Genomic DNA, 13,084 nt, shown 5'->3' with positions numbered 1-13,084 from the left:
CCACCGAGCCGGCCGACCCGGACGCACCGACCGAGGCGATCCTGTCCGCAGTACCGACACCGACCACCCCCTCGCGAACGAGCGAAACCGACCGAACCCCTGCGTGATCGAACGATCATAGCGAGTTTCGTTTTTCATCGATTGTTCATTTGCTCTTGACGCTGTTCGCTCCTGAACGAATGATGCTCGCTATCGCCTTCGATGCAGGTTCGACCCAGGAGCATCCATGCAGCGCACATCCATCCGACTCGGCACGGCTCTCGTCGGCATAGTCACCGCCCTGAGCCTCGTCACGGCCTGCGGCGGTGGCGACGACGACAAGAAGAAGGACACGGGCGCCGGCCCCGCCGCGGGCGGCGCCCCGGGGCAGAAGCAGGAGCTGAGCTTCTGGTCCTGGACCAAGGGCACCCAGGAAGTGGTGGACGCGTTCAACAAGTCGCACCCCGACATCCAGGTCAAGTACGAGCAGATCCCGTCCGGCAACGCGGGCGGCTACGCGAAGATGTCCAACGCGGTCAAGGCGGGCAACGCCCCCGACGTGCTGACCATCGAGTACCCGCAACTGCCCGACTTCGTCAGTCAGGGCGCGGTGCAGGACATCACCTCGAAGGTGTCCGGGCTGAAGTCGAAGTTCCCCGCGTCGGTCAACAAGCTGACCGAACTGGGCGGCAAGACCTGGGCGGTGCCGCTGGACGCCGCGCCGATGGCGCTGTACTACCGCAAGGACTTCTTCACCGACCACAACATCGCGGTGCCCAAGACCTGGGACGAGTACCGGGCCGCCGCCGAGCAGGTCAAGAAGGCCGACCCGAACGCCCGGATCGGCACCTTCTACCCCGACGACCCCAGCACCATGGCGGGCCTGACCTGGCAGGCCGGCGGCGCGTGGTTCGGCACCGAGGGCGAGTCCTGGAAGGTCTCGCTCACCGACCCCAACTCGCGCAAGGTCGGCGAGTACTGGAACAAGCTGGTCTCCGACGACCTGGTGCGCGTGCAGCCCTCGTTCAGCCAGCAGTGGAACGCCGACCTCAAGAGCGGCGGCACCGTCGGCATCGTCGGCGCCTCGTGGAGCGCGGGCGTGCTCAAGAGCAGCCAGCCCGACCTGGCCGGCAAGTGGGCCGTCGCGCCGCTGCCCGACTGGGGCACCCCGGCCAACGCCATGCTCGGCGGCTCGACCTTCGCGGTGAGCAAGGACAGCAAGAAGAGCAAGGCCGCGCTCACCTTCATCGAGTGGATGACCACCACCAAGGAGGGCATCTCCGCGCGGATCGCCTCCGGCACCTCCAGCGCCTACCCGGCCGCCACCGAACTGGTGCCCACCGCCTCGCAGTTCTTCGACACCGGCTACTTCGGCAAGCAGGACATCTACCCGCTGTTCACCGACGCGGCCGGCAAGGTCGGCGCCGGTTGGACGTGGGGTCCGTCGATGACGCAGACGAACACCATCCTCAAGGACCAGTTCGGCAAGCTCTCCAGCGGCGGCACCATCGTGGGCGCCCTGGAAGAGGCCCAGAAGACCACCGTCGAGGAGCTGAAGAAGCGCGGCATCTCGGTCAAGTAGCCGACCGACCGTCGACGCCTCGCGCCGGGCCCGCCCGGCGACGACGATTTCGGATCCGAGATCCGCAGGCCCCCGACGCGCGCCGCGCCGTCGCGCGTCGGGGGACCGCCACCAGGAAGCAGCTCCACTCCATGAACACATCCCTGCGCGCCGGCCGCCGGCGCCGGAAGACCACCGCCGCCCTGTTTTTGACCCCTTTCTACGTGCTGTTCATCGCCACCATGATCGTGCCGATCGGGTACGCGATCTGGCTCAGCCTGTTCACCGAGAAGACCTCGGGCCTGGGCTTCGGCGGCACCAGACGGGTGTTCACCGGCCTCGGCAACTACGCCGACGCGCTCGGCGACGACAAGTTCCGCGACGGTTTCATCGCGATCGGCCTGTACTGCCTGCTGTACATCCCGATCATGGTCGGCGCCGCACTCGCGCTGGCGCTGCTGCTCGACTCGGCGCTGGCCCGGGCCCGCAGATTCTTCCAACTCGCGCTGTTCCTGCCGCACGCGGTGCCCGGCATCATCGCCGCGCTGATCTGGGTCTACCTGTACACCCCCGGCCTGAGCCCGATCATCGACCTGCTCGAGTCCGGCGGTCTGCACTGGGACTTCCTGGCCTCGGACACCGCGCTGTTCTCGATCGTCAACATTGCCACGTGGGAGTGGATCGGCTACAACATGATCATCTTCTACGCCGCGCTCCAGGCGATCCCGCGCGAGGTGGTCGAGGCGGCCACCGTCGACGGCGCCGGACCGGTGCGCATCGCGGTGTCGGTGAAGATCCCGATGATCCGCGCCGCCGTCGCCATGACGATGTTGTTCACCATCATCGGCTCGCTGCAACTGTTCACCGAGCCGTCCATCCTCAGCGACGCCAATCCGGCCGTCGGCAGCTCCTGGACGCCCAACATGTACGCCTACTCGGCCGCCTTCCGCGCCAACGACTTCGGCCTGGCCGCCGCCGCCTCGGTGCTGCTGGCCGTGTTCGCCGCGGCGCTGTCGTTCGGCGTCACCCGCCTGTCGTCCGGACGGAGGACCGCATGAGCACCACCGTGCAGCACCCGGGCGGCGCCGCGGCCGACGCGCCCGCGCCGACGCCCGCCCGCACCGGCCGACCCGCCCGCCGCCCCCGCGCCAAGGGCCGCGCCACCGAGGCGCTGATGTCCAGGATCGCGGTCAACGGCGCCCTGGTCCTGGCCACCCTCTACATGCTGCTGCCGCTGGCCTGGTTGCTGATCGCCGCGACCAAGGACATGGGCGGCCTGTTCGGCGGCGACGGCTTCGCCTTCGACGGATTCCACTTCGCCGAGAACGTCAAGGCGGTGAACAACGAGAGCGACGGGATCTACTGGCGCTGGTACCTCAACAGCCTGCTGTACGCGGGCGTCGGTGCCGCCCTGGGCTCGTTCGTCAGCGTGCTGGCCGGCTACGCGTTCGACAAGTTCGACTTCCCCGGGAAGGAGAAGTTGTTCGGCGGCGTGCTCCTGGGCGTACTCGTGCCCACCACCGCGGTGGCGCTGCCGCTGTACCTGCTCGCCTCCAAGGTGGGACTGGTCAACACGTTCTGGGCGGTGTTCATCCCGGTGATCGTCAATCCCTTCGGGGTCTACCTGGCGCGGGTGTTCAGCGCCGGATACATCCCCGGAGAGGTATTGGAAGCGGCCCGGATGGACGGCGCCGGCGAGATCCGCACCTTCCGCGCGGTGGCCCTGCCGATGATGATGCCGGGCTTCGTGACCATCTTCCTGTTCCAGTTCACCGCGATCTGGAACAACTTCTTCCTGCCCCTGGTGATGCTCTCCGACCAGAAGCTCTACCCGGTGAGCCTGGGCCTGTACTCGTGGAACACCAACGCGCACGCGTCGCCCGAGTTCTACCCGCTGGTGATCACCGGATCGTTGATGGCCGTCGTCCCGCTGGTCGTCGCCTTCGTCTCGCTCCAGCGCCACTGGCGTTCGGGGCTGTCCGCGGGGAGCGTCAAGTGACCGACGGTACGAGTACCACCACCACCCGACTCGGCGGCCCGGAGCGGCGGCGACCGAGGGTATTGCTCGCGATGGACCCGGCCGTGGCCGCCCGCATCCTGGACGACGAGGCCCGGACCCGACTGGCCGCGCTCGCCGAGGTCGACCTGGACCTGATCGCGGCCGACTTCACCGCCCCCGACGCGGTCGCGGCACTGGCCGAGGCCGAGGTGTTGTTCACCTGCTGGGGCAGCGCGCCCCTGGACGAGGCGGCCCTGGCCCGCGCGCCGAGGCTGCGTGCCGTCGTGCACGCGGCCGGATCGGTCAAGCACCACCTCACCGACGCGGCCTGGGCGCGCGGGCTGATCGTCTCCTCCGGCGCGGCGGCCAACGCGCTGCCGGTGGCCGAATACACCGTCGCCGCCGTGCTGTTCGCCAACAAGCGGGTGCTGCGGATCCGGGACGCCTACCGCGCGGAGCGGCGCCTGGTCGACTGGGACGCCCGATTCCCGGGATTCGGCAACTACCGGCGCACCATCGGGATCGTGGGCGCGTCCCGGATCGGCAGGCGTGTGCTCGAACTGCTGCGCCCTTTCGACTTCGAACTGCTGCTGCACGACCCGTACGTGACCACCGATCAGGCCGAGGCGATGGGCGCCCGACGGGTGGACCTGGACGAACTGATGTGCCGCTCCGACGTGGTCAGCGTGCACGCCCCCGAACTGGAATCCACCCACCACCTGTTGGACCGCCGCCGGCTGGCCCTGATGCGGGACGGCGCCACGTTGATCAATACCGCGCGCGGCTCACTGGTGGACCAGGAAGCCCTTACGGAAGAGCTGGTGGCGGGCCGCCTGGACGCGGTCATCGACGTCACGGAGCCCGACGTCCTCCCGGCCGCGTCCCCGCTCTACGACCTGCCCAACGTCCTGCTGACCCCGCACATCGCCGGCTCCCTCGGCGGTGAACTCCGTCGCATGGTCGCCTCGGCCCTCGACGAACTGGACCGCTACACCCGGGGCGTGCCGTTTGCCCACGAGGTGGAACCGGCCACGCTGACGCGCTCGGCCTGAGCGCGGGCGCGGGGTCGCGGCGGTGCGCGGCGGGCGCGGCGGTGCGTGACGGGGTGACGTCCGAATCCCGGCTTCGGGCGTCACCCCCTCCGGCCGCCGGCCCGGCGTTCGAGGCCGCCCGAAGTCCGGTGGCGCTCGGCCGCAACGGGTGCGGACACGGTGGCCCACCAGGCGGGGTGTCCGAACACCTCGAGGGCACCCCCGCTCCCGCTCCGCGGGGGTGGGCCTCACAGCCGGACGAGCATTTTGCCGGTGTTGGCGCCGTGCAGCATGCCGAGGAAGGCTTCCGGGGCGCGGTCGATGCCGTGCACGATCGTTTCCCGGGTGTGCAGGCTGCCGTTCGCGAGCCACTTCGTCGCCCGGGTGAGGTAGGCCGGGAACTTGTCGTAGTGGTCGACCACGAGCAGGCCCTTCAGGGTCAGTTGCCGAAGCACCAGGTCGTAGAGGTTGCTCGGGCCCGGGACCGGCTCGGTGGCGTTGTAGCCGCTGATCATGCCGACGATGGCGGCCCGCCCATGCATCCGCATCGCCCCGATCGCGGCCTCCAGGTGGTCTCCGCCGACGTTGTCCACGTATACGTCGATGCCCTCCGGCGCCGCCTCCGCCAACTGCTCCGCGATCGAACCGGCCCGGTGGTCGAGGGCGGCGTCGAAGCCGAACACGTCCGTCAGGATCCGGCCCTTCTCGGGCCCGCCGGCCGATCCGATCACCCGGGACGCGCCGAGGTTTCGGGCGATCTGCCCGGCCAGGCTGCCCACCGCACCGGCGGCGCCGGAGACGAAGACGACGTCGCCCGGACGTACCGAAGCGACCTCGGCGACCGCGAGGTAGGCGGTGAAGCCGACCTGCCCCAGTGCGCCGAGGTGGTCCTGCGGGCGGGTGGCCGAGACGTCCAGGACGGTGGCCTCGGCGCCGTCGATCACCGCGTACTCCCGCCATCCGGCGAAGTGCGACACCGTCGCGCCCACGGCGACCTCCGCGCTGCGGGAGGCCACCACCTCGCCGACCGCGTGGCCCTCCAGCACGGCGCCGATCGCGAACGGGACGATGTAGGAGGCGTCGTCGTTCATCCGGCCGCGCATGTACGGGTCCACCGACATCCAGGTGTTGCGAACCAGGATCTGCCCTTCTGCGGGCTCCGGGATCTCCGTCTCGACCAACGCGAAGTTCGCCGGCCCCGGTGCGCCCACCGGGCGCGACGCCAAGTGGATTTCCCGGTTCACGGAGGGACGCGGGGTGTCGGCGCCGTCGATGCTGTCGGCGCTGTCGGTGTTGTTGTTCTTTGGGTTCATCGCGGGGACTTCCTTGTCTCTGTCTCTCGGTCGGTGTGGCACTCCATACGTTGGCGGACCGCACTTCCGGTTTCCTTCCGATCGGCTGTAGGTCCGCGTCGGGTAGCGTGCGAGGGTGCGATTCGGGGTGCTCGGCCCGCTGGCCGTCTGGACGGAGGACGGCGCGTCGGTGCCGATCCCGGAGGCGAAGGTGCGCGCGCTGCTCGCGGATCTGCTGATCCACGAGGGCCGACCGGTGCCGGCCGACCGGCTGATCGAGGACCTGTGGGGCCGCCGACTCCCCCGCAACCCCGTAGCCACGCTCCAGACCCGAGTGTCCCAACTGCGCCGCGCCTTGGAAGCCGCCGAACCGGGCGGACGGGACCTGGTGGTGTGGCAGCCGCCCGGCTATCGCCTCGCCGTCTCGCCCGACGCCGTGGACGCGGGCCGCTTCCGGGTCCTGGTCGAGCGGGCCAGGACCACCGAGGACGCGCAGACCCGCAAGACGCTGCTGAGCGACGCGTTGGCGATGGGACGCGGGTCCGCGTACGCCGACGTCGCCGACGAGGAGTTCGCCCGGTCGGTGGCCGCGCGGCTGGACAAGGAACGGATCACCGCCCAGGGGGAACACGCGCTGGCCCGGCTCGATCTGGGCGAACAACCGTCCCCGGTCGACGAGATCGGCGATCTGGTGACCCGTCACCCGCTGTGCGAACGGCTGCGCGCGGTGTACATGCGCGCCCTGTACCTGGCCGGGCGGCAGAGCGAGGCGCTGGCGGTGTACGCGGAACTGCGCGAGCGGCTCGCGGACGAACTGGGCGTGGACCCGGGGCCTGAACTGGCGGCGCTGTACGAGCGGATCCTCAGACAGGATCCCGGGTTGCAGGCGACTGCGCGGGGTTCGGTGATGGTGGATTCCCCAGTGGGGGCGGCCGTTGCGCCGGGATGGGTTTCGGATTCGGCAGCGAAGTCGGGTTCTGTTCGCGACCCCGGTTCGGGCTCCGGCTCGGGTGCGGGCTCCGGCTCGGGTTCCGTCGCGTTTGCCGCTGTTGCGTCCGTGCCGGTCGGGTTGCCCGTCGCGCTCACGCCGTTGGTCGGTCGGGCGGACGCGGTGGCCCGGGTGCGGGCGCTGATGGCCACGGAACGGCTGGTCACGCTGACCGGCCCCGGCGGTGTGGGCAAAACCGCGCTGGCGGTCGAGGCGGCCCGGGACGCACCATCGCCGGTCGCCGACGGCTTCCCAGGCGTCGAGGCGGTCGGATTCGTCGACCTTGCGGAGCTCGACCGCGCCGCCACCCCGGCCGACGTCGCCGCGACGATCTCCCGGGAGCTGGGCCCGGCCCCGGGAGTCGGCGGCGAACCACGCCCGTTGGCCGCCGCGTTGGCGTCTCGGCGGCTGCTCCTGGTGTTGGACACCTGCGAGCACGTCGTCGACGCGGTTGCCACCGTCGCCGAGGGGCTGCTTCGGGCGGCGCCCGGTCTGCGGATTCTGGCCACCGCTCGGGAGCCGCTGGCCGTCCCGGGCGAGCGGTTGTGGCCCGTTTCGCCGCTGCCGGTGCCCGTGTCGGAGGCGGCACCGGAGGAGGCGATGGGCCATGCGGCGGTGGAGCTGTTCGTCGAGCGGGTCGCCGCGACCGTACCGGGCTTCCGTCTCGATGCCGACAACGCCGCCGACGTGGTCACGATCTGCCGTCGTCTGGACGGGATCCCGCTCGCCCTGGAACTGGCCGCCGGCCGGGTGCGCGGCCTCGGCGTCGCCGAGGTGGCCGCCCGCCTGGACGATCGATTCGCGATCGTGGCCTCGCGCCGTCGGGCCGGCCCGGCCCGACACCGCACCCTGCGCGCCATGCTCGACTGGAGCTGGGAACTGCTGTCCCCACCCGAACAGGCCGTGCTTCGCCGCCTGTCCGTGGTCGAGGGCGGTCGGCGACTCCCGGACGTGATCGAGGTCGCCGGGGCGGACGGCGGCGACCTCGATGTCGTCGAGGCCCTGACGCGCCTGGTGGACCGCTCCCTCGTCGCGATGACGATCGAACTCGACGGCCCCCGCTACCGGCTGGCCGAATCGGTCCGGGCGTACGGCCTGGACCGGCTGTGCGAAGCCGGCGAACTCGCGGGCCGACCGGCCCTGACCTGAGGGACGACCACCCTTGACGGTGCGGCGGCGGGTACCGCACCGGTGAACCGCGCTATGCCGGGTGTTCCGCGCCTTCGGGGCGGGCCGTGTCCGTGCCGGCGGTGGTGAAGACGACGTCGTCGGCGTGCGGGACGATCTCGACCTCGTCGCCCAGCGCCCATTCGGCCACCCGCGAGACCATCGGGGCCGGTACCGCCTCGCTGATCCCGGGCGCGGCCGGGATGTCGTACGTGGCATGCGCGTCGTGCGGCAACACCACCCGGTAGCCGCGTTCCAGCGCGGCCCGTGCGGTCGCTCCCACGCACATCTCGGACATCACGCCGCACACGGCGACGCCGGCCACCTCCGCCGTGGCCAGCACCTCGGCCAGCGACGTACCGTCGAAGCCGTCGTCCTCGGTCTTGCGGATCACCACCTCGCGGGGACCGGGCCGTACCGGCAGCATCAACTCCCAGCCGGGGGAACCGATTTCGTCGTCCGCGCCGACCGGTCCGTCGTTTTGGAGATGCACCACCAGCGACCCGCGCGCCCGTGCCTCGGTGAGCAGGGCCCCGACCCGATCCAGCACACGCTCGGAGTCCGGGACCGCACCCTCGCCGGTGACGAAGGCGACCTGTACGTCCACGATGATCAATGCCGAGACGGCGTCCACGTTCTGCGTCATGCCACCCCATCCTGCCCGGTCCTCCGCGACGGTGCCGAGGGGGTCGAACCTTGGGCGACTCGGTTTGAAACAGGTTGCTCGCGGGTGTCACACGGGGGTACCCGGAATCGTCAACGTGGTGTCGCGGTACATCGGGGTCGCGCGACCCGGGACGGATACGAAGAGGGAGAACACCATGGAGACTCGTTCGAGGATCGCGGTCGTCGGAGCCACCGGTCGGGCCGGGCGGCACGTGGTCGACGTGCTCCGGGAGCGCGGGCACGAGGTGGTCGCGATCTCGCGGTCCACCGGTGTGGATGTGATCACCGGTGCGGGGCTCACCGAGGCGCTGGAGGGAGTGGACCGCGTGATCGACGTGTCCAGCACACCCTCGCCCGACCAACAGGAGGCCACCGAGTTCTTCACCACCTCGGCGCGCAACCTCCAGGCGGCGGGTGCCAAGACCGGCGTGCGGCGCATGGTGGTCGCCTCGATCATCGGGATCGACGCCTCGGTCGCGGGTTACAACGCGGCCAAGTTGGCCCACGAGCAGGCCGTGTTGGCCGGGCCGGTGCCGGTGCGGATCCTGCGGGCGGCGCAGTTCCACGAATTCGTCGAGGAGTTGGCGGGCTGGGGGATGCGCGGCGAGGTGTGCTACGTGCCGAAGATGCGCACCCAGCTGGTCGGCGCGCGGGCCGTGGCGGAGGGTCTGGTCGAACTGGCCACCGGTGACGGGCCGATCGCGGAGACGGCGGGTACCCCGTTCGCGGAGATCGCCGGTCCGCGCGAGGAGAACCTCGCCGAGATGGCACGACTGGTGCTGGAGCGGCGCGGCCACACGGTCCGCGTCGAGGAGGTGAGCGACCCGGCCAACCCGGATCGCGACCTGTTCGAGAACGGCGGCCTGCTCCCCGGCCCGCACGCCACCCTCGCGGGCCCGACCTACCGCGACTGGCTCGCCGGCACCACGGCGTGACCCGCCCGCGGGCGGACCGCGCCACCGCGTGACCCGCATGCGCGGACGGCCGTCCCGGGTGGGGCATGCCCCACCCGGGACCGGGCGCCGTAGGCATTCGTACCGGCCCGCCATGGGCCGTCCCCGATCAGGTTGTCGTCGCAACCGAGCGCGTCGCCCAGATCTCGCGTTCGGCGGCCAGGGTGTCACCGGCGACGTAGGGCGTCGTGTCCCACACCATCGTCTCGCGGCCCGAGCGGGTGTAGCGCGGCCAGGACCGCCCCGGGTCGAGGTCGCGGACGAACGACACCCACGCCCCGTGCATCGCCTCGGCCAGCGCGACGGGCGCGTCGGGGCCGGTCGCGTCCTCCGCGCGCTCGGCGTCCAGCAGGTCGAAGGCGAACGGCAGGTCGAGGCAGTGGAACGCCTGGCCGGCGAACATCGGGGCGGTGGAGCGCCATTCGAAGGCGTACATCCAGGTCGGCCGGTCCTGGCCCGCCCGCGCCTCGGCGATCGACGAGGCGGTGACCCGGAACATCGAGTCGGTGATCGCCTGGCCGATCGCCCCGGCGGGGGTCGCGCCCTCGTGCAGTGCGAGGTAGGCCGAGGTGCCCTCGGACGACAGGCCGATCGAGCCGAGGACGCCGACGGCGGCCTCGATCGGGGCGTCCGCCATGCCGAGTTCGGCGGCGAAGTTGAACTCGTGGTGGGTCGCGCCGAGCATCAGCGGGGCCGGGGAGGCCGAGCCGTCCCGGAACGCGCCGTGCACGTCCTCGGGGATCAACTCGCCGTCGGCGAACGGCGCGAGGAGCAGTTCGGGCAGCGGCGCGGCGCCGTCCTCGGGCGCGGTGACCAGGTCCTGCAGGCGCTGTAGTTCCTCGTGCGAGAGGTCGCGCAGCGCGGCGGCGGTGGCGGGCAGGCCGGTGCGGGCGGTGAAGCGCGCGGCCACGGCGAGGCCGTCCGCGCGGCGCTGCGGGTCCATCACCGCGCCGGAGACCGAGATGCCGGCCCGGAACAACTCGTGCGCGGACGGGGTGGCCATCAACGTCTGGACCGCGCCGCCCCCGGCCGACTGGCCGGCGATCGTCACCTTGGCGGGGTCGCCGCCGAAGGCCGCGATGTTGTCGCGGACCCAGCGCAGGGCGGCGATCCAGTCCAGTACGGCCCGGTTGTCGGGCGCGTCCGTCAGGTGCAGGAAACCCTCGATGCCCAGTCGGTAGCCGAGCGAGACCAGGACCACGCCGTCGCGGTTGAAGGTACGGCCGTCGTACCACGGGCCGGCGGCGGAGCCGGCCACGAAGCCGCCGCCGTGGATCCAGACCAGTACGGGCAGCGCGGCGTTCGGGGTGGGATCGGGGGTGAACACGTTGAGGTTGAGTACGTCGTCGCCGGGGATCGACGGCTCGGGGATGATCGTCGGCCCCTCGCCGAAGCCGCGCCGCTGGGCGGTGGGCCCGTAGGCGGTGGCGGCCAGTGGCTCGGTCCACGGCTCCGGGACCTCGGGGGCGGCGAAGCGGAGGTCGCCGACGGGCGGCTTGGCGTAGGGGATGCCCAGGAAGCGGGCGGACCGGTCCTGCCACACACCCCGTACGGGGCCCAGGGTGGTGGTGACGAGGGGCTGCTGGGACACGGGCGATCCTTGGGTGCGGGGTCGGGGGTTCGGGGGGTTCGACTGGTACGACGGTCTTGTCGGGATCTTGTCAGGGTCTTGTCAGGGTCTTGTCGGTGAGTATCGACCCGGGCCAATAAATATTGCAAGAGTTGAAAAAAATAATCCCCGCAGCGCGGGGGAGCCAGGGCACAATCGACGACGTGAACACCGCCGCTACGCCCGACCCGGGCCCGGGCCCCAGCCCCGGGCCCGGCCCCAGCCCCACCGACACCGCCGCCGTGCGGCGTCACAACCTGGCGCTGGTCCTGCGCGAGATCGCCGCCCACGGGCCGTGCGCACGAACGGAGGTCGCGGCGGCCACCGGCCTGGTCCACGCGTCGGTCACCGCGTTGGCCGCCGAACTGATCGGGCGCGGCCTGGTGGCCGAGGTCGGCTCGGCATCCTCCGGCGGGCGGGGCCGGCCGCGTCGGTTGTTGCGCCTGGTGCCGGGGCGGGTGGTGGCGATCGCGGTACAGGTGACCCTGGAGCGGGTCGAGGTACTGGCGGCCGACCTGGCCGGCGACGTGGTGCACCGCGCCTCCGTCCCGCACCACGCGCCGTTCGGCGACCCCGAGCCGCTGGCGGCCGTACTCGCCGACGCCATCCGTCGCGCCGAGGAGGTGGTCCGCACGCGGCCCGACGCACACCTCGCGCGGGTCGTGATCGCCATGGCCGGGCCGGTCACCGGGCCCGGCCACACCGTCGCCGCCGCGATCGACTTCGGCTGGGCCAGGACCGACCTGCGAGCGCTGGTGACGGCGCACCTGCCGGACCTGGCCTGCCCGGTGGATCTGGTCAACGACGCGAACGTGGCGGCCCTGGCGGAGTACCACGCCCGCGCCGAACAGGGTGGCGAACTCCCGCACGCCGTCGCGTACATCAAGGCCGACACCGGCGTCGGCGGCGGCCTGGTGGTGGGCGGCCGAATCCACACCGGCACACACGGCCTGGCCGGCGAGGTGGGCCACATCCCACTCGCCTTCGACGGCCCCGACTGCCCCTGCGGCGCACGCGGCTGCCTGGCCATGTACGTCGGCCCCGAACCCCTCACCGCGGCCGCCGGCCTCGCCGACATCGCCACACACGAGGGCGTCGACGCGGCCCTGACCGAACTCGACCACCGCCTACGAGCCGGCGACCCGACCGCAACCGAAGCCCTCACCGCCGCCGGCCACGCGCTCGGCGCCGCGGTACTGGCCATCACCGGCCTGGTCGACCCGGCCGAGGTAATCCTCGGCGGCTACCTGGCAACCTGGTACCCCTGGCTCACCGACGGCATCAACACCACCCTGTCCGGCCGCCGCGCGATGGCCCCCCACCTGGAACCCACCATCACGGCAGGCAAGCTGTCCGAGGAAGCCACCCTGAGGGGCGCGTTGCAAACCAGCCGAGAAACCACCTTGAACACCCCAACCCAGGTCCCACACCTGAACCCCCAGTCCCCCTAACCCCGACAACACCGCCGAACACCAGGCCGTAGACGGCGAGTCGGCAACGCGCGCGACCGCCCGGGGCGGTGCGATTCGGCGATGGACCGCCGCCGGCGTGCGGGGCTCCGAGACTTCGGCTTTCGGCGAGGCGGGTGTGTTGGTCGGCGAAAACCGGCCGGCAGCGGCGGGGAGGGAGGGCGCTCGGGTCGAGTCCGCCGGAGGGCCTTCCCGAGTGGGCCGGGCGCTTCCGGCGCGCGTTGCGCTGTCGGTTGCGGGCCGGCTGGTGCGGGGTTGGTCAGGGTCGGGGGGTTGGCCGCCGTCGGTGTGGGCTTCGGGGTGTGGGGTTTCGTCGGGGCGGGGGCCTGGGTCGGGGGAAGGGCGACCTGCGGCGGGTGGCCGGGGAGGG

At 71.6% G+C, this 13,084-nt stretch carries 10 protein-coding genes; 7 read left to right on the top strand and 3 right to left on the bottom strand.

Annotated elements, in window-relative coordinates; genetic code table 11:
* The first annotated feature begins 226 nt into the window (after nt 1-226).
* From ACFRCG_RS47505 to ACFRCG_RS47490, 4 genes are all read left to right on the top strand, one after another.
* On the top strand, nt 227-1,561 hold the full coding sequence (locus ACFRCG_RS47505) for an ABC transporter substrate-binding protein (protein WP_380042914.1): 1,335 nt from the start codon (nt 227-229) through the stop codon (nt 1,559-1,561).
* 131 nt (nt 1,562-1,692) lie between these two features.
* Complete coding sequence (locus ACFRCG_RS47500) at nt 1,693-2,598, top strand: carbohydrate ABC transporter permease (protein WP_380042913.1); 906 nt, start codon at nt 1,693-1,695, stop codon at nt 2,596-2,598.
* A complete protein-coding gene (locus ACFRCG_RS47495; RefSeq protein WP_380042912.1) occupies nt 2,595-3,539 on the top strand; it encodes a carbohydrate ABC transporter permease in 945 nt (314 codons plus the stop codon). The genes ACFRCG_RS47500 and ACFRCG_RS47495 overlap by 4 nt, the downstream gene beginning before the upstream one ends.
* 71 nt (nt 3,540-3,610) lie before the next feature.
* The gene (locus ACFRCG_RS47490; protein WP_380042915.1) at nt 3,611-4,591 is read left to right on the top strand and encodes a hydroxyacid dehydrogenase; all 981 of its coding nucleotides are present in this window, start codon (nt 3,611-3,613) and stop codon (nt 4,589-4,591) included.
* 227 nt (nt 4,592-4,818) lie between these two features.
* Here ACFRCG_RS47490 and ACFRCG_RS47485 read toward each other — a convergent pair whose 3' ends face one another.
* Nucleotides 4,819-5,883, bottom strand: a complete 1,065-nt coding sequence (locus ACFRCG_RS47485; RefSeq protein WP_380042911.1) for an NADP-dependent oxidoreductase — start codon at nt 5,881-5,883, stop codon at nt 4,819-4,821.
* 115 nt (nt 5,884-5,998) lie between these two features.
* Here ACFRCG_RS47485 and ACFRCG_RS47480 point away from each other — a divergent pair, with 115 nt between their 5' ends.
* Nucleotides 5,999-7,999 (top strand): BTAD domain-containing putative transcriptional regulator, encoded by a 2,001-nt coding sequence (locus ACFRCG_RS47480; RefSeq protein ID WP_380042910.1) that lies wholly within the window; start codon nt 5,999-6,001, stop codon nt 7,997-7,999.
* Between the two features lie 52 nt (nt 8,000-8,051).
* Here ACFRCG_RS47480 and ACFRCG_RS47475 read toward each other — a convergent pair whose 3' ends face one another.
* Nucleotides 8,052-8,663, bottom strand: a complete 612-nt coding sequence (locus ACFRCG_RS47475; RefSeq protein WP_380042909.1) for an isochorismatase family protein — start codon at nt 8,661-8,663, stop codon at nt 8,052-8,054.
* A gap of 175 nt (nt 8,664-8,838) precedes the next feature.
* Between ACFRCG_RS47475 and ACFRCG_RS47470 the strand changes: the two genes are divergently transcribed.
* Complete coding sequence (locus ACFRCG_RS47470; RefSeq protein WP_380042908.1) at nt 8,839-9,618, top strand: SDR family oxidoreductase; 780 nt, start codon at nt 8,839-8,841, stop codon at nt 9,616-9,618.
* Nucleotides 9,619-9,745: 127 nt separating this feature from the next.
* Here the strand turns inward: ACFRCG_RS47470 and ACFRCG_RS47465 are convergent, their stop codons facing one another.
* Complete coding sequence (locus tag ACFRCG_RS47465; protein ID WP_380042907.1) at nt 9,746-11,227, bottom strand: carboxylesterase/lipase family protein; 1,482 nt, start codon at nt 11,225-11,227, stop codon at nt 9,746-9,748.
* 182 nt (nt 11,228-11,409) lie between these two features.
* On the opposite strand from ACFRCG_RS47465, the gene ACFRCG_RS47460 reads away from it, so the two are divergent.
* Nucleotides 11,410-12,696, top strand: coding sequence for an ROK family protein (locus ACFRCG_RS47460; protein ID WP_380042906.1), 1,287 nt, complete (start codon nt 11,410-11,412; stop codon nt 12,694-12,696).
* Nucleotides 12,697-13,084: the final 388 nt, after the last annotated feature.

Origin of the sequence: Embleya sp. NPDC056575, assembly GCF_042793325.1 — a bacterium.
Lineage (GTDB): Bacteria > Actinomycetota > Actinomycetes > Streptomycetales > Streptomycetaceae > Embleya.
Note: the sequence above shows the minus strand (reverse complement) of the source record. Positions and strands in the feature narration are given on the sequence as shown.